Raw genomic sequence first — 25,326 nt, forward strand, 5'->3', positions numbered from 1 at the left:
CGCCGATGTAGGAGGCGACTGTGGCGACCCCGGTGGATCCCGTCCGTGACAACGTGCTGATCGTGCACTGGCACGATCTGGGCCGCCACCTCGGCTGTTACGGCGCGTCCGGGGTGCGCAGCCCGAACCTCGACCGGCTCGCCGCGGAGGGTGTGCTGCTGACCGACGCGCATGCGGCGGCGCCGCTGTGCTCGCCCTCGCGCGGCGCCCTGTTCTCGGGCCGGTACCCGCACAGCAACGGACTGATCGGACTCGCGCATCACGGCTGGCAGTACCACGACGACGTCCGCACGCTGCCGTCGCTGCTGGCGGAGGCAGGCTGGTACACGGCCCTGTTCGGGATGCAGCACGAGAGCGCGTACCCCAAGCGGCTCGGCTTCCACGAGTACGACGTGTCGAACTCGTACTGCGAGTACGTCACCGATCGGGCGTCGCGGTGGCTGGCGCGATTCCCTCCACACCCGTTCTTGCTGACCGCAGGCTTCTTCGAGACGCACCGCCCGTACCCGGTCGACAGGTATGCACCCGCCGACCCCGAGGGTTTCGACGTGCCCCCGTACCTGCCCGACCGTCCGGAGGTCCGTGAGGACCTGGCCGGATTCCACGGGTCGATCGAGGTGGCCGACGCGGCTGTCGGCAGGCTGCTGCAGACCCTGGAGGACGAGGGGCTGGACGACAGCACGTGGGTCGTGTTCCTCACCGACCACGGCGAGGCGTTTCCCGGCGCGAAGTCGACGCTGTATGCGCCGGGCACCGGAATTGCGACGATCATCCGCCCACCGCGGAGGCTGCGGGCGGCGCCACGCGTGTACGACGACCTGTTCAGCGGGGTGGATCTGGTTCCCACCCTCCTCGAACTGCTGGGCGTCCCGGTCCCCGCGGCAGTGGAGGGCGTCTCCCACGCCGCGCAGTTGCTGGGCCGGTCGGAGGCGACCGCCCGCGACGTCCTGTTCACGGAGAAGACGTTCCACGACAGCTTCGATCCCATCCGCGCGGTGCGCAGCAAGCGGTTCAGCTACATCGAGAACTACGCGCCGCGGCCCAGGCTCGACCTTCCTCTCGACATCGAGAACAGCCTGTCCGGTGGGGCGCTGGGCACCGAGCATCTCCTGCCACGTCCGAGCCGGGAACTCTACGACCTGCTCGCCGATCCCGGTGAGCGTGACAATCTCGCCGACACCGAGAACTTCGCCGGGACGCAGGCCGAGTTGGCGCTCGAACTCGCGACGTGGCGTCGGGCCACCGGCGACTCGATCCCGAGCGAGGAGGAGGGAACGGCCTACGCCCGGAAGGCGATGGAGGAGTACCTCGCCACGCTCGGCCGGGTGCCGGACGTGCGTTCGGCCTACAGCGACGAACGCGGAATCCTCGACGAACCCCGGAGCGGGGTGGAGACGTAGCGGCATCGAGAGGCGGGGCGCCGCGGGTGGATGATCGCGGTTCCGTCGCCGCGCCCTGCACACCGGTGGTGCACTGGGAGGATGAGCGTCGACTGCCCGCGGTTCACCCCGCCGAGGCCGCTGCACGAGGTGCTGCGCCGTCTCGGCCGGTCGGCGACTCTCTGCGGTCCGGGCGACGCCGCGGTGACGGGGATCAAGCAGGATTCGCGTCTCGTCCGGGACGGGGACGTGTACGCGGCGCTGCCGGGCCGGCACCGTCACGGGATCGAGTTCGTGGCCGAGGCCGCGTCGCGCGGTGCGGTCGCGATGCTCAGCGACCGGAAGTCGGATGTCCTGCCGACGATCGTGGTGGACGATCCGCGGCGGGTCCTCGGTCCGCTGGCGTCGTGGGTGTACGGCCATCCGTCCGAGGCGATCGACGTCTACGGGGTGACCGGGACGAACGGGAAGACCAGCACGGTGTACCTCCTGGACGCGGGACTGCGCGCGGCCGGAGCCACCGCAGGCATGATGACGGGAATCGCGGTCCGGGGGCCCGGCGGTTCACGGGCCGCGACCCGGACGACACCGGAGGCGTGCGAACTCCAGCAGACCCTCGCCGCGTTCGCCGAACAGCGGATCGGGGCGGTCGCGCTGGAGGTGTCGAGCCACGGTCTCGCGCTGCACCGGATCGACGGGACGTCCTTCCGGGTGGGTGTGTTCACCAATCTCGCCCGCGACCATCTGGACTTCCACCCCGACATGGATGCGTACTTCGCGGCGAAGGCCAGATTGTTCGACCCCCGGCACTGCGCGGCGGCCGCCGTCGGCATCGACGACGAATTCGGACGCCGCCTCGCCGCCACCGTCACCGTGCCGCGGTTGACGTTCTCGTCGAGGACGACGGCGGCCGACATCCACGCGTCTCGTGTGCACGCGGACGAGGACGGCACGTCGTTCACGCTGCACGGCGCCGGCGACCGGAAATCGGTGCGGCTCCGGTTGCTCGGCGTGCACCAGGTGGACAACGCGCTCGCCGCGATCTCCGCCCTCGTCGTCCGGGGCGTGGACCTCGACGCCGCGATCGCGGGGATCGAGAACCTCGACACCATCCCGGGACGCCTGGAGGCCGTGGACGCGGGTCAGCCCTTCCTCGCCTTCGTCGACTACATGCACAACACCGCCGGGCAGCGACGCCTGTTTCCCTACCTCCGTTCACTGACCGGGGGCCGGGTCATCGCCGTCGTCGGGGCGACGGGTGAGCGCGACCCGGGCAAGCGCGCCCCGCTCGGCGCGACGGCCGCCCGTTTCGCCGACACCGTTATCGTCACCGACGAGAGCCCGTACTCCGAGGACGCGCAGCGCTTGCGGGAGGACGTCGCGCGCGGAGCGCGCAGCGGCGGCAACGCGGACGTGCTGGTGGTCCCCGACCGCGCCGAGGCGATCGCGGCGGCGGTCACCCTCGCCGCGCCGGGCGACGTCGTGGTCGTCGCCGGGCGTGGACACGACCGGCTCCAGGCGTACGGTCCGCGCCGGCGGGTGTTCGACGACCGGATCGCGCTGCACGAGGCACTGCTCCGCCTGAGCTAGGCCTGCAACCCCTCGTGCCGGGCGAGTTCGGTGAGAATCCGGGCGACCAGGTCGTCGAGGTCGGCGCCGGTGGTGTCGAAGGCGAGGTCCGGGTTCTCCGGCGCCTCGTACGGGGCGTCGATCCCGGTGAGGCCGCGGAGTTCGCCCGCCCGCGCCCGGGCGTAGAGCCCCTTGGGGTCGCGCCGCTCGCACTCGTCGACCGGGGTGCTGACGTGAATCTCGAGGAACGGCAGGTCCGCGGCCTCGTTCAGGGCGCGGGCGATCGCCCGGTCCGAGCGGAGCGGCGACACCATCGACGCGATGGCGACCACCCCGGCGTCGGCGAACAACCGGGTGAGGTGACCGACGCGGCGGATGTTCTCGGCCCGGTCGCCGGGTGAGAACCCCAGGTCGTCCGAGATGCCGTGGCGGACATTGTCGCCGTCGAGAAGGTAAGCGGTCCGGCCTGCGTCGACGAGCGTCCGTTCGAGCGCGACCGCGACGGTCGACTTCCCGGACGCGGGCAGCCCGGTGAGCCAGATGGTGGCGCCCCGCTGCCCGGTCGCGGACCAGCGCCGGTCCCGCTTCAGCGACGACGGGTGCCACTTGATGTCGTGCCGGGTCTGCTCGCCGGGAACCACTTCCCGGGTGTCGCTGACCGTTCCGGCGCCGACGGTGTCGTTGCTCTGCTCGTCGATGAGGATGAACGCGCCGGCGTCGCGATTGGTGGCGTACGGGTCGGCGAGCACCACCGTGCTCGTCCGGAGCGTGATCCGGCCGATGTCGTTGAGGGCGAGTTCGCTGGGGGAGTCGTGTTCTTCGAGAGTTTCCGGGTCGAGCCGGGTGTGCAACTCCTGCACCGTGGCGCGCACGGTGCGGCTGGTGTGCTTGAGGGCCACCCGGTCGCCCGCCCGCAGCGGCGTCTCGCTCAGCCAGCACACGGTCGCGTCGATCTCGCGGGCCGGAACGGGTGCAGTGGCATTGGTCGCCGCACTGACGACGAGGTCGCCGCGGGCGACGTCGACGTCGTCGGCGAGTTCGAACGACACCGACAGCGGCGCGACCGCGACGGCCCGGTGCGGATCGAGGGTGTCGAGGGCGGTGACAGTGCTGCGGGAACCGGCAGGCAGAACCAGCACCTCGTCCCCGACGGACAGGGTGCCCGCCGACAGCCGGCCGGTGTAGCGGCGCCGCTGGTGGTCCGTGGGACGTGCTACCCACTGGATGGGGAGTCGCAGTTCGGATGCGACGGCCGACGGCGCGGCGAGTTCCACCGCTTCGAGGTACGCGAGGAGCGTGGGCCCGGTGTACCAGGGTGTCGAATCCGACCGCGTGACCACGTTGTCTCCCCGGGTGGCGGACACCGGGATCACCGTGAGGTCGCGGCCGCCGAGGCGCTGCGCGAGCAGGCCGAGTTCGGATTCGACTTCCTTGAACCGGGTCTCGTCGAAGTCGACGAGGTCGATCTTGTTGACTACCGCGACCAGGTGCGGGACGCCGAGGAGGTCGGCGATCCGGGCGTGGCGCCGGGTCTGCCGGAGCACGCCGGTGCGCGCGTCCACCAGGAGCACGGCCACGTGGGTGTTCGACGCTCCGGTGAACATGTTGCGGGTGTACCGTTCGTGCCCCGGTGTGTCGGCGAGGACGAAGCTCCGGGTCGGCGTCGAGAAGAAGCGGTAGGCGACGTCGATGGTGATGCCCTGCTCGCGTTCGGCCCGCAGCCCGTCGGAGAGGGCGGCGAGATCCGCCTGGCCGTCGGCGTTCGTCACCGCCTCGAGGTGGTCGGTGGGCAGGCTTCCGGTGTCGTGGAGGAGGCGGCCGATGAGGGTGCTCTTCCCGTCGTCGACGCTGCCCGCGGTGGCGAGTCGCAGCAATTGGCGAGGCCGGCTTGTGGTGGTCATCAGAAGTACCCCTCGCGCTTGCGGTCTTCCATCGCGGCAACGGAAGTCCTGTCGTCGGCCCGGGTTTCTCCGCGTTCGGAGACCGTGGCCGCGGCGATCTCCTCGATCACACCGGCGACGTCGTCGGCGTCCGAACGTACGGCGCCGGTGATGGTGAGGTCCCCGACGGTGCGATACCGCACCCGGAGCCGTTGCACCAGTTCGCTTTCGGTGGGCAGCGTGTACTCGGACAGTCCGAGCAGGATGCCGTCGCGTTCGAACACCTGCCGTTCGTGGGCGAAGTAGATCGACGGCAGCGCGAGCTTTTCGAGTTCGACGTAGCGCCAGATGTCGAGTTCGGTCCAGTTGCTGAGCGGGAACACCCGGACCTGCTCGCCGCGGCGGATCCGCCCGTTGTACAGCGACCACGGCTCGGGGCGCTGCGAACGCGGATCCCACTGCCCGAACTCGTCGCGGAAGCTGAGCACCCGCTCCTTCGCGCGGGCGCGTTCCTCGTCCCGGCGCGCGCCACCGAAGGCGGCGTCGAAGCGATGCTCCTCCAGGGCGTCGAGCAGGGTCCGGGTCTGCAACCGGTTCCGCGACGTGCCGGGACCACCCGTTTCGGTGACGCGGCCCTTGTCGATCGACTCCTGCACCGACGCGACGATCAGCCGGTGACCGTCCTCGGCGAGCCTGTGATCGCGGAAGTCGATCACCTCGGGGAAGTTGTGCCCGGTGTCGACGTGCAGGACGGGAAACGGCAACGGGGACGGCCGGAACGCCTTCTCCGCCAGCCGCAGCAGCACGATCGAGTCCTTGCCTGCCGAGAACAGCAGCACCGGTCGCTCGAGTTCCGCGACCACCTCGCGGATGATGTGCACGGCCTCCGCCTCCAGCGCGCGGAGTTCGTCGACGTGTGCGTCCGTGTCGGCGTGCGGTGCGGCGGTCACAGCGGAAGTCCGTTCGCGGCGGCCTCGGACCGGTAGCGCTCGACCCACTCCTTGGAGCGGCCGTCGCTCTGACGTTTCAGCGGCGGCGGGGGCGCGAGATCGGCGTCGAGGCCGAGTTCGACGAGCACCTTCGCCGCCGTCGCCTGCGGGGCCGCGACGAGATCGTCGAAGCTGATGTCGATGTGGTCGAGATCCTCCGTCTCGAACCAGTTGCGCCACTGTACATCCTGATCGCGGAGGATGCGGACGAGGTGGGCGATGCCGTCCGCGTGATATTCGGCGCCGTCGTGCGGCGCGGGCGGCGTGGCGTCGTCGCGCCAGACCTGGGTCTGCACCGCCCGCCACATCGACACCGCCTGCGCGACGACGTCACGCCGGAAGACGTGGATGAGGACGAGGTCGCGGTCCAGGATGTCGTCCAGCGCGGACCGCAGGTCGTCGCCGGAGCGGTCCGGGAGCCCGGCGGCGCGGTCGAGGACGAGCGGCACCTGGTTCCACATCAGTTTGCCGCCCCACACGCCGTTGGGGGTGCGTCCGAGGTTGAGCAGTTGATCGCGCCACTGCTCCGCGGTGCGGGTGTCGGCGGTTCCCGGTTCGAGTGGGGCGAGCAGGGAGAGCACCGTCTCGTCGGTGACCGACTCGAACCACTGCCGTGGCTGCGGTGACCGGCTGGTGGACGGCAGGTATTGGAAGAACTCCTCCGGGTTCCCGGCCACGGTCGTGGCACGGAGGGATTCGACGAGCAGCGTGCTGCCACTGCGCTGCGACGCGCAGACGAGATATGAGCGTGGCTCCGACATGCCGGAAACTATAAAGGCGAAATTCGGTGCCGAAATCGGGAGGAAATCGAATTAGCGTGATCGAAACACTTGCTTTTCCGCTGCCCATGATCAGGTGAAAATCGGGACGCGGGGCAGGGTAAAAATTGCCAGGTCAGAGCGGTTTTCGCGCACCCGAACGGGGGCTCCTCGCCGCCGGCGGAATTGTCGCGCGACGGAAGAATATGAATCAGGCTGATCGAAACCCGCGGTCAGCCTTTTCGGCAGATGAGAACCGGGCACCGGGCGTGGTGGATGAGGCTCTGGCTCGTCGAACCCACGATCGAGGCGGTGAACGGATTTCTGCCGTGACTGCCGACGGCGATCAATTGCGCGCCGAAGGAGTACTCGAGGAGCACCTTCATCGGCCCGCCACGTTCGAGGCAGCGTGTGACCTCGACATCGGGATACTTCTCGCGCCACCCGGCGAGGCTTTCGGCGAGCCACGCCTCCTCGTGCTGCACCAGGTCGGACCAGTCGGTGAAGCGGCGTTCCTCCGAATACCACGCACCGAGGGTGGAATGCTCGGCCCACGTGTGCACCGCCACGAGGGGGGCGCCGAAGAACGCCGCGAACTCGAACGCATGGGCCACGGCCATGTCGCTCAGTTCGCTTCCGTCCACACCGACCACGACGGGACGCGTCTCGCTGACCTCGTGGCCCTGGATGCCGCGCCAGACGACGACGGGGCACTCGGCTCGATTCGACACCCGGACCACGTCGGAACCGGCGACCACGGATTTCATCTCACTCGTAGCCGCGGGCCCCAGAACCAGCATCCGGGCCGTCTTGGACAGTTCCACCAATGCGTGGGCGGGTGGGCCGGGATGGGTGCTGCGCTCCACCTCCAGGTCCTGCTGCCCGTTCAGTACGGCGCGTTCGGCGGCCGCGAGGACCTCCTCGCCGTCCGGGTGACCGTCCGCGCCACCCCCGGAATTCGGATGCTTCGGTAACACGTGGACGAGGCGCAGCGGCTCCTCGAAGCGCCGCGCGGCGGACGCAGCCCACGCCGCCGCCTCCAGTGCGCCGTCCGATCCGTCGATACCTGCCACGATGCCGCGTCGAATCCGTGCTGTGCTCATGGGGGTGCTCCTCACCTCCATTCCAGTTTGATCCAGGACGGCGGCGACGCGCCAGAGGTAAATCGGCAGGCGGCCGATCCCGGTGCGATCGACGTGGTCCCCGGGAATACTCGGGGCACCGGCGAGCGAAGACTAACCGAAGGGGCGACGGACCACACGGCGAAGCGGACGAGCGGCACGGACGGGGACGAGGAGACTCTCCCGGGTCACCTGGGCTTTGCTCCCGTTTCCGTGGTGGTGAACCGGAGGCGCGGGTGAACCGTGTGTACTGCTGGGAGGTGGTGACCGATGCCGGATGCCCAGACGGAGCTCATGCACGCCCTGTACGAGGAACATGCCCCCGCCGTGTGGCGGTATGCCCTCCGGCTGACCGGCGACCGCGCCCGCGCCGAGGACATCGTGCAGGAAGTGCTGCTGCGCGCCTGGAAGCACCCGAACGTGCTCGACCAGTCGGAGTCTTCGGCTCGGGCGTGGTTGTTCACGGTCGCCAGGAACCTCGTGTTCGACGAGCACCGCAGTGCCCGCTCGCAGCGTGAGGTCGGGATGAGTTCGACACCCGAACGGGCCGCCCCGGACGGTTCGGACGGCGCACTCGACGCCTGGATGATGGGGGATGCGCTGGCCCGGGTCAGCGCCGACCACCGCGCGGTCCTGGTGCTCGGCTACTACCGGGGGATGTCGACCCACCAGATCGCCGACGAACTCGGGATACCGGAGGGAACGGTGAAATCCCGCATGCATTACGGATTGCGGGCGCTTCGATTGGCTCTGCAGGAAATGGGGGTGACCCGATGACGCTCGACGACTTCGAGTCCCACGAGGATCCCTACGTCCGCTGGGACGCCGCCTACGTGCTCGGTGCCATGTCGGCCGCCGATCGGCGCGAGTACGAGGCCCACCTCGCTCACTGCGCACAGTGCTCGCAGGCCGTGTCCGAGTTGGCGGGCATGCCCGGACTGCTGGCTCTGATCACACCGGAAGAGGCGTTCGGGACCCTGACGGACGGTGCGCCCGAGGTCGAGGAGATGCCCGCACCGCGTGTGCTGACCGGGCTGGTGGGAACGGTGCAGCGGCGCCGACGTCAGCGGCGGGCCGCGGTGGCCCTCGCTGCGGCGGCAGCCGTGATCGCCGTGGCCGTCCCCGTCGCGGTGCTGGCGACCCAGGACCGGACCCCGGCCGCCCCCGTCACGGCCCTGCCCGCCCCGGACCGTGCGAACACCGCCGAGGCGGTGTTCGCACCCGTGGTTCCGACGACGATCACCGCGAGCGCGTCCGTCGTGTCGACGTCCTGGGGCACGGTGATCTTCGTCGAGTGCTCGTACGCGGACACGTGGCCCGGCGACGGACGCTACGGCGCCGCCACCGAGGGGTACGCGCTGACCGTGACCGATCGTTCCGGGGTGGTCACCACCGTGGCCACCTGGACGGGGGAAGCCGGGCAGACGGTGCGGCCCACAGCCACCACCAGCCTGCCCCTCGACGCGATCGCGAGCATCGACGTGCGATCCGACGACGACCATCAGGTATTGCTGACCACGGCGTTGTGAACGGGACGCAGGGAGTCGGCCCGGTTTCCGTACTCCCTGCAGGCAGGGCCGCCGTGTCTCGATCGTCACGACCGTTTTGCGGAAAAATGTTCTGCCACCGGTGAACCCGGCCGGTCCGTGGTTCGTGTGTATATCCAGTGGGTGATCACAGGTCGCCCCATCCGATCCACGACACGGGGGTCTGCCGATGAATCTCACGCATCACGAGCCACGGAAAACCGGTCGGAGCATGCGCGTCGCCGACTACATCGTCGCGGCGCTGGCGGCCGAGGGCGTCGAGCACGTCTTCGGTGTGGGGGGCGCGAACATCGAGGACCTGTACGACGCGCTGCACCGCTCCCCGGACGTCGAGGGTGTCGTCGCCAAACACGAGTTCTCGGCGACGACCATGGCCGACGGATATGCCAGAACTTCGAACCGGACAGGGGTGGTCGCGGCGACGTCGGGCGGTGGTGCGCTCAATGTGATCGCCGGGCTCGGTGAGGCATTCGCGTCCCGGGTGCCGCTGCTGGCGTTGATCGGGCAACCGCCGACGTCGCTCGAAGGGTCGGGCGCGTTCCAGGACACGAGTGGACTGGCGGGGTCGATCGATGCGTCCCGGTTGTTCGGCGAGGTGTCGCTGTACTGTGCGCGCGTCGAATCGCCGCTCGACCTCGACCGCCAACTGGCCGAGGCGCTCGCGGCGGCGCGCCGCGGGGGACCGGCAGTACTGCTGCTGCCGAAGGACATTCAGCGGGCGATCGGCGAGTTCCCGGAACCGCACCGAACGGACTCGGCCGCACAGCGCGTTTCCACCACGGACGTCACGCGGCTTGCCGAGGCCCTGCGCGACGACTACGGCCGTATCACCGTCATCGCAGGCGACGAGGTCGCGCGGGCGGGCGCGCGAGAGGAACTCGCGGAATTCGCGCACGTGCTCGGAGCGCGGGTTGCCGTCACACCCGACGCGAAGGATGTGCTCGACCCGGCGGCGCCGGGACAACTCGGGATCACCGGCGCGATGGGAAACCCGGATGTGATCGACGCACTGCAGGATTGCGACCTCTGCCTGCTCGTCGGCACTCGACTACCGGTGATGGCGCGGGGAGGGCTCGACACCGTGCTGGAGAAGACGCTGGTGTACAGCGTCGGGTCGGCGACGCCGTACGTGCAGGCTCAGCACGTCCCGACCCGGGATCTGCGGGCGACGCTCCGTGGGCTCGTTGCCGACATCGGGCCCGCCGCAACACCGGTACCCGTCGCGCACAGCGATCCGACTCCGATCGACGTACCTCGATCGGACACGTCGGGCCTGCACTACACGGACGCGGTGAGGGCGCTCGCCGCAGCGCTGCCCGACGGCGCCGACGTGTTCGCGGACGCCGGGAACACGGGCGCCGCTGTGGTGCATCACCTTCCGGTCGCGAGCGGAGGGCGGTTCGTGGTCGCGCTGGGAATGGGCGGGATGGGCTACACCTTCGGCGCCGCGATCGGTTCCGCGTTCTCCCGGGGCCGCCGCACGTTCGTGATCGCGGGCGACGGCGCGTTCTACGCGCACGGACTCGAGATCCACACGGCCGTCGAGTACGGCGTGCCGGTCACGTTCGTCGTGTTCAACAACAACGCCCACGCGATGTGCCTCACGCGCGAACAGGTGTATTTCGAGGGCACGTACACCTACAGCCGGTTCCGTCCCGCCCGCATCGGGGCCGGAGTCGGCGCACTGTTCCCCGGGCTGCCGTCCCACACGGTCGACACCCACGCCGATCTGGCCCACGCACTGCGGTCCACGGCGGAGTCGACAGGACCCGCCGTCATCGAGGTCGTCTGCGACGCCGACGAACTACCGCCGTTCCTGCCGTTCCTGACGGCACCCGTTCCAGTCGAGAAATCCGAATCCCGAGAAGGAGCACGCCGATGACTGCCCACGAGATCGCACCGCTTCCCGACCTTCCCGCCGGCCTGCCCGGCCTCGTCCGCATCGAGACCTCCGACCGTCACGCCACGACACCGATCATCATGGACATGCTGAGGTCGGTGTACCCGCACGACCAGGTGTTCGGAAAGTACTGCACTGTCCAGGATTACATCGACTGCCCGCCGGACGAGGTGTTCCGCTACCTCTCGCACACCCGGAGCCTCGAGGAATGGACGTACAGCCTGCGGGGATTCACCCCCGCGGGAGAACCCGGGCTGTGGCTTGCGTACGACCGCCTGGGCGACACGACCGAGATCTACGCGCGCACCGTGGCGCACCCCGCCGCGATGACCGTCGACTATCACTGCGCCTGGGACCAGGGGAAACACCTGTGGATGGTGTACCTGATGCGGGTGGTGGACGCGCGCACGGTCCTGGACGTCGACGGATCCGTCGTGCTGTGGACCAACTGCCACCACCCGTTCTACGACGAGAATCCCTACCCCGAGACCGCTCCCGCCGACCGGGTTCCGTGGGTGGGTGACTTCTGGGAGATGTTCTCCGCCGGACACCAGCTCGAGATGAGCAATCTCAAGGCGATCTGCGAATACCGATGGGCGAACGACCTGCCCGTGACCCCGACCTGGATGAGTGAGTGAGACATGGACACCGTCAGCCTGATCGACATCGCCGGCTACCTGCCCGAGAACCGGGTGGGAGCAGACTATTTCGCCCGATTCGCCGACTCCGATCGGCTCGCCGCGAACATCATGTTCCGGGCGCCGAAATTCCGCCACCACATCGCGAGCGACGAGAACGCCGTCGACATGGCCGAACGCGCAGTCGCCCCGCTGATCGAACGGAACGGCTCCGAACTCGTCTCCAACGTGGACGTCCTCATCACCCACACCCAGCTGCCGGACGTCCCGGTCCTGGGCACCGGCGGAGAACTCGCGCGCCGGCTGGGGATCACCCCGGACTGGGTGGTGGACCTGCACAACGGGGGCTGCGCGTCGTTCGTGTACATGATCAAGCTGGCACGCCAGATCATGCAGACCAGTGACGCGTCCACTGCCCTGATCGTGTCGGTGCAGAACAGTGCAGGCCAGATCTTCACGCAGTCGGACGTGCGCGTGCTGGCGCAGTCGGCGGTGCCGGGTGACGGCGCGGGCGCGTGCCTGCTGATGAAATCCGAGGCCGCGCCGGTGCTCGGGCTCGAGTGCCGGACCTACCCCGAGTTCGCCGGGGACATGACAGCCGCCGTCGATCCGCCGCGCAAATACTGGGAGGCGGGAACCGGCCAATTGCACATCGGGTTCACCGAAACGAAGATCGCGAAGGTGTTCGCCCGCGGGAACCGGCTGGTCCCCGAGGTGGCGCTCGCGGTGTGCAAGCAGATCGGCATCACCCCGGACGAGATCGACACCCTGGTCACCAACCAGCCCAACCGGCTGTTCCTCCGCAACTGGCGGGACGCACTCGAGCTTCCGCCGGAACGACACCCCGACACGTTCGACGAATGCGGGAACCTGTTCGGCGCCGCGATTCCCGTCACCCTCGACCTCGAGAACCGGGCGGGCCGGATCCCCAACGGTTCGCTGGTGATGATGTCCGCCTTCGCGCACGCGGGCGACTTCGCCGGGGCCGGGGCCGTCCGGTGGGGCGCCGCCCCGGTGGGGGTGTGAGATGACCGCGCCGACCCTTGCCGGCCCCGGCGTGAGATTCGATCTCGCGCTGAGCGAGAACCCCTTCGCCCCGCTGCCTTCCGTGCTCGCCGCGCTCGACGGTGTCATGCGTCAGGCGCATCGGTACCCGGAGTTCCTGCCCGACCGGCTGGTCGGGGTCATCGCCGATCACGAAGGGCTCGAACCCGATCAGGTGGTGGTGGGCGAGGGTGCCACCGGTGTCGCCCTGCAGATCATGCGCTCCGTCGCCGGGCCGGGGGAGCGGATCGTGTTCACCGCCCCGACGTTCGACGGGTACCCGATCCTCGCGAGGATCGCGGCCCTGGGTGCGGTGCCGGTACCGATCCTCGCGGACGGCGGGCAGGATCTGACGGCGATGGCGGCCGCGATCGACGACCGCACCCGGCTCGTCGTCGTGTGCCGCCCGCACAACCCCACCGGAACCCTCGTCGACGCCGCCGAACTGGCGGACTTCCTCCGCCGGGTGCCGGAGCGGGTGGTCGTCGTTCTCGACGAGGCGTATGTGGAGTTCGTCGACCGCCGACTGGCTCTGGACGCGCACCGCATCGTCGCCGAACATCCGAACGTCGTGTTCCTGCGCACGTTCTCCAAGGCGTACGGGCTGGCCGGGTTGCGGATCGGATTCGGCTTCGCGAATGCGGCTCTGGCCCGGAGGATTCGAACGCTGCAACTGCCGTTCGGGATGGGCAGCGTCGCCGTTCCCGCGGTCACGGCGTCGTACGCCGCCGACCACGAACTCCGCGTCCGGGTGGCCGCCATCGTCGCCGAACGCGAGGAACTGTGGCGCACGTTGCGGGCGGCGGGAATGCCGGTCCCGCGCAGTCACGCCAACTTCCTCTACCTACCGGGCGCGGGCGTCGGCGGCGCACTCGCCCGTGCCGGCATCCACGCGCGGACGTATCCCAGTGGTGACGTGCGGATCGCGGTCGGGAACCCGGACGCCGGGCGTGCGGTGATCGACGCGCTCAGGCCGACAGTGCGCGGTACCGCCGCAGTTCCGCGTGCGACTGCGAGTAGCGGTCGAGCATGACGTCGAGCAGCCGGGTGTGCGGTCCGATGGTGGCCGCGTAGGTGATGCCGGGTCCGCAGGATTCCGCGGCGCGGCTCAACCGGTCCGTGAGCAGTCCGGGAGCGAGGAACCACGGTGCGATCACGATGCGCTCGGCGCCGCCGTGTCGCAGCGTCGAAATGGACTGCTGCACCGTCGGTTCCGCCGCGGTGGCGAAGCACGTGACCGCGCCCGACCATCGGGTGCCCGCGACGACCGCCCCGGCCAGGGCGCGCGTGCGGTCGTTGGCTGCCGGGTCGGAAGAGCCGACCGCGGCGAGGACGATTCCGAGTCCGGACTCGTCGCCGGTACCGACGGCTTCGCCGATCCGGTCCCGGACCGCCTCGACCAGCCGGGCATCGTGCCCGAGAACGTCGGCCTGCCGGACGTGCAGGTGGGGATGACGGAGGCGGGCGGCGTCCAGGAGCGCCGGAAGGTCGACGCGGGCGTGGAACGCGCTGCCCAGCAGCATCGGCACCACCACGGCGGACGAATGTCCCTCGGCGGCGACCGTGTCGATCACCTGGTCCACGGACGGCGCGTTGAGGTCGAGGAAGCACAACCGGACGTCGAGGTCCGGGCGCCGCTCCCGAAGCGCCGACACGGCAGCCGCCACCACCCGCGCACTGCGGGGGTCGCGACTGCCGTGAGCGACAGCGATCAGCGGAGTCATCGCATTAGACGCGCTCGCCGAGCTCCACCGCTGCGATGGCATCCCCGACGAGGCCGGCTGCGAGCGTGTTGCCGCCGGCCGGATCGATCAGCAGGAAGCTGCCGGTGTGGCGGTTCACGGTGTAGTCGTCGGCGACGATCGGCTCGGCGACACGCACCGAGATCTTGCCGATCTCGTTGAGCTCCAGCGACTCCGGGCTCGGCTCCGACGTGAGCTCCTGCTCGTTGAAACGCTCGACGAGCGTGCCCACGATGGCCTGCGTGGTGCGGGTGCCGTGCTTGAGTAGCAGGCGGGCACCGGGACGCAGCGGCTTCTCGGCCAGCCAGCAGACGGTCGCGTCGAACTCGCCGAGCGGCTCCGGGGCGTCGGAGGGAGAGGCGATGACGTCACCGCGGGAGACGTCGACGTCGTCGGCGAGCACGAGAGTGACGCTGCGGCCTGCGTGGGCGCTGTCGAGTTCGCCGTCCGCCGTGTCGATGCGGGTGACCGTGGTGCGGACACCCGACGGCAGGATCACGACCTCGTCGCCCGGCGTCACCTCACCGGCGGCGACCTGTCCGGCGTACCCGCGGTAGTCGGGGAACTCGGCGGTCCGCGGACGGATCACGTACTGGACGGGGAAACGGAGACCGACCCGGTGGGGTTCGGCGTCGACCGGCACCGACTCGAGGTGCTCGATGAGCGTGGGGCCGTCGTAGTACGGGGTGTTCTCCGAACGCACCGCGACGTTGTCGCCGTGCAGGGCCGACACCGGGATCTCGACGACGTCCTCGGACGCCCAGCCGAGAGAACTGGTCAGCGAGTTGAACTCCGCCGAAATGGTCGCGAACACGGTGGCCGGGTCCTCGACGAGGTCGATCTTGTTGACGGCCAGCACAAGCTTCGGGACGCCGAGCAGCGCGAGAACGGCGGCGTGCTTGCGCGTCTGCGAGATGACACCCTTGCGGGCGTCGACCAGCAGGATCACCATCTGCGCGGTGGACGCACCCGACACCGTGTTCCGGGTGTACTGCACGTGCCCGGGAGTGTCGGCGAGGACGAACGAGCGGCGCGGCGTCGCGAAGTACCGGTACGCCACGTCGATCGTGATGCCCTGTTCGCGCTCCGCGCGCAGGCCGTCGACCAGCAGCGACAGGTCGGGGGTGGACAGGCCCTTGTCCACCGACGCCCGGGTGACGGCGTCGATCTGATCGGCGAGAACCGATTTCGTGTCGTACAGCAGACGGCCGACGAGGGTCGACTTGCCGTCGTCCACACTGCCGGCGGTGGCAAGCCGAAGTAACTGCGTGCTTCGCGGGCTGTGCACGTGGAGGTCGCTCATGATCAGAAATAGCCCTCTCGCTTGCGGTCTTCCATGGCCGCTTCGGATACTCGGTCGTCGCCACGGGTCGCGCCGCGCTCGGTCAGCCGGGACGCTGCGACCTCGGCGAGGATCGCCTCGTTGTCGCCGGCCTCGGAAAGAACTGCGCCGGTGGTGGACCCGTCGCCGACGGTGCGGTACCGCACCGACAGCGTCTGCAGGTCTTCGCCCTCGGACGGTCCGCCCCACACGCCGGGCGTCATCCACATGCCGTCGCGCTGGTACACCTCGCGCTGGTGCGCGTAGTAGATGCTGGCCAGTTCGACGTTGTCGCGGGCGATGTACCGCCAGATGTCGAGTTCGGTGAAGTTGCTGAGCGGGAAGACGCGGACCTGCTCGCCGGGGGAGTGCTTGCCGTTGTACAGGTTCCACAGTTCGGGGCGCTGCTTCTTCGGATCCCACTGGCCGAATGCGTTGCGCAGCGAGAAGATCCGCTCCTTGGCGCGGGCCCGCTCCTCGTCGCGGCGAGCGCCACCGAAGACCGCGTCGAACCGGTTCTCGGAGATCGCGTCGAGGAGGGGAACCGTCTGCAGCGGGTTCCGGATCCCGTCGGGACGCTCGGTGAGACGGCCGTCGGCCAGGTAGTCCTCGACCTTCGCCACGTGCAGGCGCAGGTTGTACTTGGCCACGACGTGGTCGCGGAAGTCGAGGACTTCCTGCAGGTTGTGGCCCGTGTCGACGTGCAGCAGCGCGAACGGCAGCGGCGCAGGCCAGAACGCCTTGATCGCCAGGTGCAGCAGCACCGTGGAGTCCTTGCCGCCGGAGAACAGGATCACGGGGCGTTCGAATTCGCCCGCGACCTCGCGGAAGATGTGGATCGCTTCCGACTCGAGTGCGTCGAGCGTGTCGAACTGCGTTCCGTCCAACTGCGGCCGGGCGGCGGCTTCTGCGAGGGAAGTGGAGATGTCGATGGTCATGAGGCGTGCAACCCGCATTCTGTCTTGGCCTGACCGGCCCAGCGGCCGCTGCGCGGATCGCTGCCGGGGGCTGGCTTGCTGGTGCACGGAGCGCACCCGATGGACGGATAGCCCTCGTCGACGAGAGGATTCACCAGAATCGAGTGCTCGTCGATGTAGGACTGCATGTCTTCGTCGGACCACGCGGCGATCGGATTGATCTTCACCAGACCGAACGCGTCGTCGAACGAGATCAGGGGGGCGTTGGCGCGGGTGGGGGCCTCGACGCGGCGGATGCCGGTGACCCACGCCTTGTAGCCGGCGAGCGTCTTCTTCAGCGGGGCGACCTTCCGCAGTGCGCAGCACCGGTTGGGTTCACGGGCGAACAGATCCTTGCCCTCCGCCGCGTCCTGCTCGGCGACGCTGGCCTCTGCCCGCGCGTTGATCACGTTGACGCCGTACACCTGCTCGACGGCGTCACGGGTGCCGATGGTCTCCGCGAAGTGGTAGCCGGTGTCGAGGAACAGCACGTCCACGCCGGGATGAATCTGGGCGGCGAGGTGAACGAGAACACCGTCCTGCATGTTCGACGCGACGATGTAGCTATTGCGATACCCCGTCGCTTCGCTCGCCCCGGCCCCGAACGTGTCTTCCGTCCACTGCAGCAATTCCCGCGCGGAGGCCCCTTCGAGACTTGCCGCCCCCTGCGCGGCAAGGAGCCGGAGGTCCTCCTGTGTGGCTGTGGCGAGATTCAACGCAAGTCTCCTTCGTCTGCGCGCACGACCCATTCCGCGAAGCGTTCACCCTCGTTGCGGTGCTTCACGAACTGCCGGACGACGCGATCGATGTAGTCACCGAGTTCGACGCTGGTGACCTTGTGCTGGCGAAGCTTCCGGCCGAAGGCCGAATCGAATCCGAGGCTGCCGCCGAGGTGGACCTGGAAGCCCTCTACCTGGTTGCCGTCGCCGTCGTCGACGAGCATTCCCTTGAACCCGATGTCCGCGACCTGCGAGCGGGCGCAGGAGTTGGGGCAGCCGTTGATGTTGATCGTGATCGGCACGTCGAGCTGCGCGTTGATGTCGGCCAGCCGCTGCTCGAGTTCGGGAACGAGCACCTGCGAGCGCTTCCGCGTCTCCGCGAACGACAGTTTGCAGAACTCGATGCCCGAGCACGCCATCAGGTTCTTGCGCCAGTGCGACGGACGCGCGGGCAGGCCCAGCTCGTCCAGGTCGGCGATCAGCTGCTCGAGCTTGTCGTCGGCGACGTCGAGGATGATCAGCTTCTGGTACGGCGTGAAGCGGATCTTGTCGCTGCCCGCACGCTCGGCGGCGTCCGCGACCTTGGCCAGGATCGTGCCCGACACGCGACCCGCGATGGGGGCGAACCCGACGGCGTTGAGACCGTTGCGGGTCTTCTGCACACCGACGTGGTCGATCGGCCGGGTGGGCTTCTCCGGCGCGGGGCCGTCGATGAGCTTGCGCTTAAGGTACTCGGTCTCGAGGACCTCGCGGAACCGCTCGATGCCCCAGTCCTTCACCAGGAACTTCAGGCGCGCCTTGTTCCGCAGTCGGCGGTAGCCGTAGTCGCGGAAGATCGACACCACGGCTTCCCACACGTCGGGAACCTCATCGAGCGGCACCCAGACGCCGACGCGCTGCGCCAGCATCGGGTTGGTGGACAGGCCGCCGCCGACCCACAGGTCGAGGCCGGGACCGTGCTCGGGATGGTTGACGCCGACGAACGCGACGTCGTTGATCTCGTGCACCACGTCCTGCTGGCCGGAGATCGCGGTCTTGAACTTGCGCGGCAGGTTGGAGTACTCGGGCTTGCCGATGTAGCGGCGGACGATCTCGTCGATCGCGGGAGTCGGGTCGAGGACCTCGGACAGCGATTCGCCTGCCAGCGGTGAACCGAGGACGACGCGGGGGCAGTCGCCGCACGCTTCCGTGGTCTTGAGGCCGACGCCTTCGAGGCGCTTCCAGATCTCGGGGACGTTCTCGACCTCGATCCAGTGGTACTGGACGTTCTCGCGGTCCGAGAGGTCGGCGGTGTCGCGGGCGAACTCGGTGGAGATCCCGGCGATGGTGCGCAACTGCTCGACGTTCAGGGCGCCGGCGTCGCAGCGGACCCGCATCATGAAGTACTTGGCTTCGAGCAGGTCGATGTTCTCGTCACCGGTGAACGTGCCGTCGTAGCCCTGCTCGCGCTGGGTGTAGAGACCCCACCAGCGCATGCGGCCCCGCAGGTCGCTCTTGTCGATGCTGTCGAAGCCCTGCTTCGAGTAGATGTTCTCGATGCGTGCCCGGACGTTGAGCGGGTTGTCGTCCTTCTTGGCCTGCTCGTTGGCATTGAGGGGCTCGCGGTAGCCGAGGGCCCACTGGCCTTCGGCACGTCGCCGGGCCGGCTTCGCCGTGCGCGTGCGCGCGGGTGCTGCCTGGGCGGCAGCGGGGGAGGCGTCGGTGGTCGACGTCATGGAGCACTCCTGAATCTCAAGATGCACCGGCTGAGGCCGAGGAGGAGGGCTTATCCTCGCTCGGGGCATTCGAATCCGGCCGGAAGTCGAGAAGAATGATGAACGGGCTGACAGGCTGAATTACTGCGCGAGACAGGGCAGACAACAACAGCTGCAGACACGCTTGAGATCGACGTGGCGACGCGCCACAAGTCGCACTCCGGGTCCGGTCATGCAGACCATTGTGCCACGTCAGATCGCTCACGCAGAGCCGGGCACCGATTTCCACCATTTTTGCGGGAAATATCACGGCGAGGGGGCGTTGACGGTCGGGTGGTCACCGGTGGCGAGCCGGCCATGGACAGGGAGGCGAGCCGGCCATGGACAGGGAGGCGAGCCGACCATGGACACTGGTGGGGTGAGCGGATTGAGTACTACCACGGTCGGTCGGGGTGAGGCGGCGGCATTCGCGTTGCCCGAGAGTGCGCTGGCGGGTGTGGGCAGTCGACCGTTCGGGATCTACGTGCACGTGCCTTTCTGTGCCACACGCTGCGGATACTGCGATTTCAACACGTACACGGCCGGTGAGCTGGGGACGTCGGCGTCGCCGCAGTCGTGGATGGAGGGATTGCGCCGCGAACTCGACCTGGCCGCGGAGATGACGGGCGCTCCGGCCGTCGACACGGTCTTCGTCGGCGGCGGCACGCCGTCCCTTCTCGGCGGCGACGGCCTGGCGGACGTCCTCGGTGCGGTCCGCTCGAGTTTCGGGCTCGCGGACGGCGCCGAGGTGACCACCGAGTCGAACCCGGAGTCCACGTCGCCGGAGTTTTTCGACCGATTGCTCGCGGGCGGATTCACGCGGATCTCGCTGGGCATGCAGTCGGCGGCGCAGCACGTGCTGAAGGTCCTCGACCGCACCCACACGCCGGGGCGGGCGGTGGCGGCGGCGCTGGAGGCGCGGTCCGCGGGGTTCGGGCACGTCAATCTCGACCTCATCTACGGAACGCCGGGGGAGCGCGACGAGGACCTCGACCTGTCGCTGGACGCGGTGCTCTCGGCGGGCGTGGACCACGTGTCCGCGTACGCGCTGATCGTCGAGGACGGCACCGCCCTGGCGCGGAAGGTGCGTCGCGGCGAACTGCCGGCGCCCGACGACGACGTGCTCGCGTCGCGGTACGAGCGGATCGACGCCCGGCTCGCGGAGGCGGGCCTGACCTGGTACGAGGTGTCGAACTGGGCGCGCGAGGACGCGGCCTGCCTGCACAACCTGGGCTACTGGGACGGCGGCGACTGGTGGGGCGCCGGGCCGGGCGCGCACAGCCACGTCGGCGGTGTGCGCTGGTGGAACGTCAAACATCCGGCGCGCTACGCGGACCAGTTGGCGGCGGGAAGCCTGCCGGTCGGTGGGAGCGAGCAGCTGACGGAGGAGGACGTCCACGTCGAGCGGGTGATGCTGACGGCGCGGCTGCGCACGGGGCTTCCCGTGGCGGAACTGGACGACGCGGAGCAGCGCGCGGCCGAGACGGTGGTCGCCGACGGACTACTGGTGCGTGCGGGGGAGCAGCTGGTACTGACCGACCGCGGGCGGCTCCTCGCCGACGCGGTGGTCCGGACGGTCCTGCGCTGACGCTCGGCTGTCCGAGGCTCAGGCCGTGACGATGCCGGGCATCTCGTCGTAGTCGAACACGCGGGCGTGCAGCACGACGCGGTTCCGCAGCGCCGAGCGCACGGCCCGGTGCAATCCGTCCTCGAGGTAGAGCACCCCGTGCCACTGCACGGCGTGCGGGAACAGGTCGCCGTAGAACGTCGAGTCCTCCGACAGCAGCCGGTCGAGTTCGAGAACCTTGGTCGTGGTGACGATCTCGTCGAGCCGTACCTGCCGCGGCGGGATCTTGGACCAGTCGCGCAGCGACAACCCGTGGTCCGGGTACGGCTTGCCGTCCATGACACCTTTGAAAATCATCGCCTCGTCATCCGCCCGTGGTGGTTGCCTCTGCTCGTCTCCGCCCACCACAGTAAGGCCTGAACCGGTATCGGCGACGCGGCGATTAGACTGGACCGAGCCGAGACGCACGCGCATCTGCGCGTAGCTCAGGGGATGTGACGGCCGACCCGAACGAAGGTTCGGTGACGTCGCTGCTCGTGACGATCGAGAATTGGAGGTGGACGGCGATGTCGAGTACGGACGACAGACGGTTCGAGGTTCTCCGCGCCATCGTCGCCGACTACGTCTCGACCCAGGAGCCGGTGGGATCGAAGGCGCTGGTCGAGCGGCACAATCTGGGTGTCTCCAGTGCGACGGTGCGCAACGACATGGCGTTCCTCGAGAGCGAGGGCTACATCGCCCAGCCGCACACGAGTTCCGGCCGTGTCCCCACCGACAAGGGCTACCGGCAGTTCGTCGACCGCATCGCCGACGTGAAGCCGTTGTCGACGGCGGAGCGCCGCGCGATCCTCGATTTCCTCGAGTCCGGGGTCGACCTGGACGACGTCCTCCGGCGCGGTGTGCGCCTGCTCGCGCAACTCACACGCCAGGTCGCGGTTGTGCAATATCCCACACTCTCGGCGTCATCGGTCCGCCACCTCGAGGTGGTCGCGCTGACTCCCGCCCGCCTGCTGCTGGTGCTCATCACCGATTCGGGCCGAGTGGATCAGCGCATCGTCGAACTCGGCGACGTCCTCGACGACGAGGACCTGGCGCGGCTGCGCGGACTGCTCGGCGGCGCCCTCGACGGCAAACGGCTCGCGGCGGCGTCCATCGCCGTGTCGGAACTGATCGACGAGGCCCCCGAAGATCTGCGTGACGCCGTGATCCGTTCGGCCACCGTGCTGGTGGAAACGCTCGTCGAGCATCCCGAGGAGCGCCTCGTCCTCGGCGGCACGGCGAACCTGACCCGCAACGCGGCCGACTTCACGGGGATCAGCGGGTTCCCCGGTTCGCTGCGCGCGGTCCTCGAGGCGCTCGAGGAGCAGGTGGTGGTGCTCAAGCTGCTGGCCGCCACCCAGGACGCGGGCACCGTGACGGTGCGGATCGGCGAGGAAACCCAGGTGGAGCAGATGCGCGGCACCTCCGTCATCTCGACCGGCTACGGTGCGGCGGGCACCGTGCTCGGCGGAATGGGCGTGCTCGGACCTACCCGGATGGACTATCCGGGAACAATCGCGTCGGTGGCAGCCGTTGCGAGATACATCGGTCAGGTGCTCGCCGAGCGGTGACGGCCGGCCCGGCGACAGCGCCGGCGTAGACAGCGCGCACACGGATTAGTGGCGAGATAACGAAGTAGAGAAGGACGAGAGACTCAACGTGGCACGGGATTACTACGCAACGCTCGGCGTCGATCAGAAGGCGACCGATCAGGAGCTCAAGCGCGCGTACCGCAAGCTGGCGAGGGAACTGCATCCCGACGTGAACCCCGACGAGGCGGCGCAGGCCCGGTTCCGGGACATCTCGACGGCCTACGAGGTGCTGTCGGACCCGGAGAAGCGCCGCATCGTCGACCTCGGCGGCGACCCCCTCTCCTCGGGTGGCGGCGGAGGCGGCGCCGGCTTCGGCGGTGGTTTCGGTGGCGGCCTCGGCGACGTGTTCGAAGCGTTCTTCGGGGGCGGAGGCGGTGCGGGCCGCGGGCCGCGCGGCCGTGTCCAGCCGGGCGCCGATTCGCTCCTGCGCACCAAGCTGACGCTGGCGGAGTGCGCGACCGGCGTCAGCAAGCACGTCACCGTCGAGACGGCGATCCTGTGCGACAGCTGCACCGGTTCGGGTACCAACGGCGACTCCAAGCCGGTGCGCTGTGAGACGTGTGGCGGCGCGGGCGAGGTCCAGTCGGTGCAGCGTTCGTTCCTCGGTCAGGTCATGACGTCCCGGCCGTGCCCCACCTGCCGCGGCGCGGGCGAGACGATTCCCGACCCGTGCCACAAGTGCGGCGGCGACGGCCGGGTGCGCGCCCGCCGCGACATCACGGTGAAGGTGCCCGCCGGCGTGGCGGGCGGCATGCGGATCCGTCTCGCCGCGCAGGGCGAGGTCGGCCCCGGCGGCGGACCCGCAGGCGACCTGTACGTCGAGGTCGTCGAGCAGGCGCACGAAGTGTTCGTGCGCGACGGCGAGGACCTGCACTGCACGATCCGGGTTCCGATGATCGACGCCGCTCTCGGCACGACCGTGACGATCGACACGATCATCGACGGTCCCAAGGAGATCACCATCGAGCCGGGCACCCAGCCGGGATCGGTGACGGTCCTGCGCGGGCACGGCATGCCGAAGCTGCGGTCCGGTATCCGCGGCGACGTGCACGCACACCTCGAGGTCGTGGTGCCGTCGCGCCTCGACCACAAGGAGACGAAGATTCTCCGCGAACTCAAGGACCTGCGCGACCGTGACGTCGCCGAGGTCGTCTCCACCGGGTCCCAGCACAGCGGCGGACTGTTCTCGCGCCTGCGTGAAGCGTTCAGCGGTCGCTGACCGTGGCGGCGACGGTCTTCTTCCTCGACCCGCTGCCCGAGGTGGGGAGCACCGCCGTCCTGGACGGCCCGGAGGGCCGGCATGCCGCGACGGTGCGCCGGATCGGCGTCGGGGAGCGGATCGTGCTGGCCGACGGCCGGGGTGGTCTCGCCGACACCGAGGTGACGGCGGCCGGTAAGGACCGCCTCGAACTCACCGTCCACGAGCGGCGTCAGGTGACGGCGCCGTCGCCGAGTGTGACCGTGGTGCAGGCGCTTCCGAAGGCGGAGCGATCCGAGCTGGCGGTCGAACTGGCCACCGAGGCCGGGGTCGACGCGATCGTGCCGTGGCAGTCTTCGCGGTGCGTGGCGCGGTGGGAGGGCCCGAAGGTCGCGAAGGGTGTCGCTCGCTGGCGTAGCGCGGCTCTCGCCGCCGCCAAGCAGTCCCGGCGGGCGATCGTGCCCGAGGTGTCGGAACTGCACCGCACCGCCGGGATGCTCGCCGTCGTCCGCGAGGTGACCGGCCGGGGCGGAGTCGTCGCCGTGCTGCACGAGGCGGCGACGCAGGGCCTCGCCGAGCTTCCGCTGCGCTCGGCCACCGAGATCGTGCTCGTCGTCGGTCCCGAGGGCGGCATCTCCGAGGACGAGATCACTGCGCTGACCGAGGCGGGCGCCGTGCCGGTGCTGCTCGGACCGCACGTCCTGCGGACCTCGACCGCCGCGGCCGTCGCGCTCGGCGCCATCGGCGTCCTCACCGACCGCTGGGGCGCGGCCCCGCTAGCCTGACTGTCCGTGGACCGCATTCGCATCGCCTACGGAACCGAACCGCAGCAGTTCGGGCACTTCTATCCGCCGGAGGAACCGGTGTCGACCCCGGTGCCGGTGGTGATGGTCGTCCACGGCGGTTTCTGGAGCGGGAAATACCACCTGAACCTGGGCACGAGTTTCGCGGTCGACCTGGCCCGCCACGGCGTCGCCGTCTGGAACATCGAATACCGCAGGCTCGGCGCGGGCGGCCGGTGGGACGAGATGTCCGCCGACGTGCTCGCCGCGCTCGACGCGATCGCCGGTCCGGTCGCCGAGCGCTCGCCCGTCCCGTTCGACCTGTCGAAGGTCCGGGTCGTCGGGCACTCGGCCGGCGGGCAACTGGCGGTGTGGCTGGCCGGTCAGCGGCAGACGACGGTCCGGCCGGAGAGGGTCGTGTCGCAGGCAGGCGCCCTCGACCTCGCCTCCGCAGGGGAACGCGGCAGGCGGATCGGGTACATCGAGGATCTCCTCGGGGTGCCGTTCGACGAGGACCCGGACCGGTACCGCGCCGCGTCCCCGCTGCACCGCATCCCCACCGGGGTGCCGGTGGTGTGCATCCACGGCACGGAGGACGCGCAGGTCCCGGCGAAGGTGAGCGTCCGGTACAGCGAGGCGGCGCGGGCCGCGGGTGATCCGGTCGCTCTGCACGTCGTCGACGGGGAAGACCACTACGCATTCCTGAATCCCGAGACCGAGTGCTGGAAGATCTCGCGGGACGCCCTACTGTCCGACGACGCGCCGCGGTGGCTGCGCGAGAATCCGGACGTCCCGGATCGGTGACGGCGTCGAGTAATCGAGTGGGCGCTGTGACCTGCGAGCGATAGACTT

Annotated in this window: 24 protein-coding genes; 13 read left to right on the forward strand and 11 right to left on the reverse strand. The window is 69.4% G+C overall.

Translation table 11 applies throughout. The annotated features are described in order from the left end of the window. Positions 1-20 precede the first annotated feature (20 nt). Positions 21-1,400 (forward strand): sulfatase family protein, encoded by a 1,380-nt coding sequence (locus tag JWS13_RS39885; protein WP_206010724.1) that lies wholly within the window; start codon positions 21-23, stop codon positions 1,398-1,400. Positions 1,401-1,481: 81 nt separating this feature from the next. Then, on the forward strand, positions 1,482-2,969 hold the full coding sequence (locus tag JWS13_RS39890; protein ID WP_206010725.1) for a UDP-N-acetylmuramoyl-L-alanyl-D-glutamate--2,6-diaminopimelate ligase: 1,488 nt from the start codon (positions 1,482-1,484) through the stop codon (positions 2,967-2,969). Here JWS13_RS39890 and cysC read toward each other — a convergent pair. The 4 genes from cysC to JWS13_RS39910 all read right to left on the reverse strand — a co-directional run bounded on the left by cysC (position 2,966) and on the right by JWS13_RS39910 (position 7,678). Continuing rightward, complete coding sequence (gene cysC, locus JWS13_RS39895; RefSeq protein ID WP_206010726.1) at positions 2,966-4,849, reverse strand: adenylyl-sulfate kinase; 1,884 nt, start codon at positions 4,847-4,849, stop codon at positions 2,966-2,968. The two genes, JWS13_RS39890 and cysC, sit on opposite strands and share 4 nt — an antisense overlap. Next, positions 4,849-5,778: a sulfate adenylyltransferase subunit CysD gene (gene cysD, locus JWS13_RS39900; RefSeq protein WP_206010727.1), complete on the reverse strand. Its 930-nt coding sequence runs from the start codon at positions 5,776-5,778 to the stop codon at positions 4,849-4,851. The genes cysC and cysD (JWS13_RS39900) overlap by 1 nt, the downstream gene beginning before the upstream one ends. Beyond that, the gene (gene stf0, locus JWS13_RS39905) at positions 5,775-6,578 is read right to left on the reverse strand and encodes a trehalose 2-sulfotransferase (protein WP_206010728.1); all 804 of its coding nucleotides are present in this window, start codon (positions 6,576-6,578) and stop codon (positions 5,775-5,777) included. The genes cysD (JWS13_RS39900) and stf0 overlap by 4 nt, the downstream gene beginning before the upstream one ends. Positions 6,579-6,808: 230 nt before the next feature. Continuing rightward, on the reverse strand, positions 6,809-7,678 hold the full coding sequence (locus JWS13_RS39910) for a universal stress protein (protein ID WP_087559546.1): 870 nt from the start codon (positions 7,676-7,678) through the stop codon (positions 6,809-6,811). 288 nt (positions 7,679-7,966) lie between these two features. Here JWS13_RS39910 and JWS13_RS39915 point away from each other — a divergent pair, with 288 nt between their 5' ends. From JWS13_RS39915 to JWS13_RS39940, 6 genes are all read left to right on the forward strand, one after another. Continuing rightward, positions 7,967-8,473 (forward strand): sigma-70 family RNA polymerase sigma factor, encoded by a 507-nt coding sequence (locus JWS13_RS39915; protein ID WP_206010729.1) that lies wholly within the window; start codon positions 7,967-7,969, stop codon positions 8,471-8,473. Continuing rightward, positions 8,470-9,225, forward strand: coding sequence for a zf-HC2 domain-containing protein (locus JWS13_RS39920; RefSeq protein WP_206010730.1), 756 nt, complete (start codon positions 8,470-8,472; stop codon positions 9,223-9,225). Before JWS13_RS39915 ends, JWS13_RS39920 begins: the two co-directional genes overlap by 4 nt. 187 nt (positions 9,226-9,412) lie before the next feature. Continuing rightward, positions 9,413-11,125 carry a thiamine pyrophosphate-binding protein gene (locus JWS13_RS39925; RefSeq protein ID WP_206010731.1) on the forward strand — a complete coding sequence of 571 codons (1,713 nt, stop codon included), beginning with the start codon at positions 9,413-9,415 and terminating at the stop codon, positions 11,123-11,125. Continuing rightward, positions 11,122-11,781, forward strand: coding sequence for an SRPBCC family protein (locus tag JWS13_RS39930; RefSeq protein ID WP_206010732.1), 660 nt, complete (start codon positions 11,122-11,124; stop codon positions 11,779-11,781). The genes JWS13_RS39925 and JWS13_RS39930 overlap by 4 nt, the downstream gene beginning before the upstream one ends. Before the next feature lie 3 nt (positions 11,782-11,784). Next, complete coding sequence (locus tag JWS13_RS39935; RefSeq protein ID WP_206010733.1) at positions 11,785-12,807, forward strand: 3-oxoacyl-ACP synthase III family protein; 1,023 nt, start codon at positions 11,785-11,787, stop codon at positions 12,805-12,807. A gap of 1 nt (position 12,808) precedes the next feature. Beyond that, the gene (locus JWS13_RS39940) at positions 12,809-13,858 is read left to right on the forward strand and encodes an aminotransferase class I/II-fold pyridoxal phosphate-dependent enzyme (RefSeq protein ID WP_206010734.1); all 1,050 of its coding nucleotides are present in this window, start codon (positions 12,809-12,811) and stop codon (positions 13,856-13,858) included. On the opposite strand, the gene JWS13_RS39945 is transcribed toward JWS13_RS39940, so the two are convergent. From JWS13_RS39945 to JWS13_RS46585, 6 genes are all read right to left on the reverse strand, one after another. Then, positions 13,794-14,549 carry a sirohydrochlorin chelatase gene (locus JWS13_RS39945; protein ID WP_206010735.1) on the reverse strand — a complete coding sequence of 252 codons (756 nt, stop codon included), beginning with the start codon at positions 14,547-14,549 and terminating at the stop codon, positions 13,794-13,796. The two genes, JWS13_RS39940 and JWS13_RS39945, sit on opposite strands and share 65 nt — an antisense overlap. A 4-nt stretch (positions 14,550-14,553) precedes the next feature. Further along, a complete protein-coding gene (locus JWS13_RS39950) occupies positions 14,554-15,870 on the reverse strand; it encodes a sulfate adenylyltransferase subunit 1 (RefSeq protein ID WP_206010736.1) in 1,317 nt (438 codons plus the stop codon). A 2-nt stretch (positions 15,871-15,872) separates the two neighbouring features. Beyond that, a complete protein-coding gene (gene cysD, locus JWS13_RS39955; RefSeq protein WP_206010737.1) occupies positions 15,873-16,826 on the reverse strand; it encodes a sulfate adenylyltransferase subunit CysD in 954 nt (317 codons plus the stop codon). After that, positions 16,823-17,593 carry a phosphoadenylyl-sulfate reductase gene (locus JWS13_RS39960; RefSeq protein WP_206010738.1) on the reverse strand — a complete coding sequence of 257 codons (771 nt, stop codon included), beginning with the start codon at positions 17,591-17,593 and terminating at the stop codon, positions 16,823-16,825. The genes cysD (JWS13_RS39955) and JWS13_RS39960 overlap by 4 nt, the downstream gene beginning before the upstream one ends. After that, positions 17,557-19,278, reverse strand: coding sequence for a nitrite/sulfite reductase (locus tag JWS13_RS39965; RefSeq protein WP_206010739.1), 1,722 nt, complete (start codon positions 19,276-19,278; stop codon positions 17,557-17,559). Before JWS13_RS39965 ends, JWS13_RS39960 begins: the two co-directional genes overlap by 37 nt. A 120-nt stretch (positions 19,279-19,398) precedes the next feature. Further along, positions 19,399-19,500, reverse strand: coding sequence for an Ms4527A family Cys-rich leader peptide (locus JWS13_RS46585; RefSeq protein ID WP_373414349.1), 102 nt, complete (start codon positions 19,498-19,500; stop codon positions 19,399-19,401). A gap of 175 nt (positions 19,501-19,675) precedes the next feature. Between JWS13_RS46585 and hemW the strand changes: the two genes are divergently transcribed. After that, positions 19,676-20,884, forward strand: coding sequence for a radical SAM family heme chaperone HemW (gene hemW, locus JWS13_RS39970; protein ID WP_206011909.1), 1,209 nt, complete (start codon positions 19,676-19,678; stop codon positions 20,882-20,884). An 18-nt stretch (positions 20,885-20,902) separates the two neighbouring features. Here the strand turns inward: hemW and JWS13_RS39975 are convergent, their stop codons facing one another. Continuing rightward, entirely contained in the window at positions 20,903-21,220 is a 318-nt protein-coding gene (locus JWS13_RS39975; protein WP_005261240.1) for a type II toxin-antitoxin system VapB family antitoxin, read from the reverse strand. A 209-nt stretch (positions 21,221-21,429) separates the two neighbouring features. Between JWS13_RS39975 and hrcA the strand changes: the two genes are divergently transcribed. From hrcA to JWS13_RS39995, 4 genes are all read left to right on the forward strand, one after another. After that, positions 21,430-22,473: a heat-inducible transcriptional repressor HrcA gene (gene hrcA / locus JWS13_RS39980; RefSeq protein WP_124391262.1), complete on the forward strand. Its 1,044-nt coding sequence runs from the start codon at positions 21,430-21,432 to the stop codon at positions 22,471-22,473. An 88-nt stretch (positions 22,474-22,561) separates the two neighbouring features. Further along, complete coding sequence (gene dnaJ / locus JWS13_RS39985; RefSeq protein WP_124391263.1) at positions 22,562-23,713, forward strand: molecular chaperone DnaJ; 1,152 nt, start codon at positions 22,562-22,564, stop codon at positions 23,711-23,713. Positions 23,714-23,715: 2 nt separating this feature from the next. After that, positions 23,716-24,477, forward strand: a complete 762-nt coding sequence (locus tag JWS13_RS39990; protein WP_206010740.1) for a 16S rRNA (uracil(1498)-N(3))-methyltransferase — start codon at positions 23,716-23,718, stop codon at positions 24,475-24,477. Positions 24,478-24,483: 6 nt separating this feature from the next. Next, the gene (locus tag JWS13_RS39995) at positions 24,484-25,278 is read left to right on the forward strand and encodes an alpha/beta hydrolase family protein (RefSeq protein ID WP_206010741.1); all 795 of its coding nucleotides are present in this window, start codon (positions 24,484-24,486) and stop codon (positions 25,276-25,278) included. Positions 25,279-25,326 lie beyond the last annotated feature (48 nt).

It is taken from the genome of Rhodococcus pseudokoreensis, from assembly GCF_017068395.1.
GTDB classification, from domain to species: domain Bacteria; phylum Actinomycetota; class Actinomycetes; order Mycobacteriales; family Mycobacteriaceae; genus Rhodococcus_F; species Rhodococcus_F pseudokoreensis.

What these genes read in the sequence shown, in the direction of transcription:
- JWS13_RS39890 (WP_206010725.1), top strand. Translation starts at nt 1,482, where the DNA reads ATGAGCGTCGACTGCCCGCGGTTCACCCCGCCGAGGCCGCTGCACGAG.
- cysC (WP_206010726.1), bottom strand. Translation starts at nt 4,849, where the DNA reads ATGACCACCACAAGCCGGCCTCGCCAATTGCTGCGACTCGCCACCGCG.
- stf0 (WP_206010728.1), bottom strand. Translation starts at nt 6,578, where the DNA reads ATGTCGGAGCCACGCTCATATCTCGTCTGCGCGTCGCAGCGCAGTGGC.
- JWS13_RS39910 (WP_087559546.1), bottom strand. Translation starts at nt 7,678, where the DNA reads ATGAGCACAGCACGGATTCGACGCGGCATCGTGGCAGGTATCGACGGA.
- JWS13_RS39915 (WP_206010729.1), top strand. Translation starts at nt 7,967, where the DNA reads ATGCCGGATGCCCAGACGGAGCTCATGCACGCCCTGTACGAGGAACAT.
- JWS13_RS39920 (WP_206010730.1), top strand. Translation starts at nt 8,470, where the DNA reads ATGACGCTCGACGACTTCGAGTCCCACGAGGATCCCTACGTCCGCTGG.
- JWS13_RS39925 (WP_206010731.1), top strand. Translation starts at nt 9,413, where the DNA reads ATGAATCTCACGCATCACGAGCCACGGAAAACCGGTCGGAGCATGCGC.
- JWS13_RS39930 (WP_206010732.1), top strand. Translation starts at nt 11,122, where the DNA reads ATGACTGCCCACGAGATCGCACCGCTTCCCGACCTTCCCGCCGGCCTG.
- JWS13_RS39935 (WP_206010733.1), top strand. Translation starts at nt 11,785, where the DNA reads ATGGACACCGTCAGCCTGATCGACATCGCCGGCTACCTGCCCGAGAAC.
- JWS13_RS39940 (WP_206010734.1), top strand. Translation starts at nt 12,809, where the DNA reads ATGACCGCGCCGACCCTTGCCGGCCCCGGCGTGAGATTCGATCTCGCG.
- JWS13_RS39945 (WP_206010735.1), bottom strand. Translation starts at nt 14,549, where the DNA reads ATGACTCCGCTGATCGCTGTCGCTCACGGCAGTCGCGACCCCCGCAGT.
- JWS13_RS39950 (WP_206010736.1), bottom strand. Translation starts at nt 15,870, where the DNA reads ATGAGCGACCTCCACGTGCACAGCCCGCGAAGCACGCAGTTACTTCGG.
- cysD (WP_206010737.1), bottom strand. Translation starts at nt 16,826, where the DNA reads ATGACCATCGACATCTCCACTTCCCTCGCAGAAGCCGCCGCCCGGCCG.
- JWS13_RS39960 (WP_206010738.1), bottom strand. Translation starts at nt 17,593, where the DNA reads ATGGGTCGTGCGCGCAGACGAAGGAGACTTGCGTTGAATCTCGCCACA.
- JWS13_RS39965 (WP_206010739.1), bottom strand. Translation starts at nt 19,278, where the DNA reads ATGACGTCGACCACCGACGCCTCCCCCGCTGCCGCCCAGGCAGCACCC.
- JWS13_RS46585 (WP_373414349.1), bottom strand. Translation starts at nt 19,500, where the DNA reads ATGGTCTGCATGACCGGACCCGGAGTGCGACTTGTGGCGCGTCGCCAC.
- JWS13_RS39975 (WP_005261240.1), bottom strand. Translation starts at nt 21,220, where the DNA reads ATGATTTTCAAAGGTGTCATGGACGGCAAGCCGTACCCGGACCACGGG.
- hrcA (WP_124391262.1), top strand. Translation starts at nt 21,430, where the DNA reads ATGTCGAGTACGGACGACAGACGGTTCGAGGTTCTCCGCGCCATCGTC.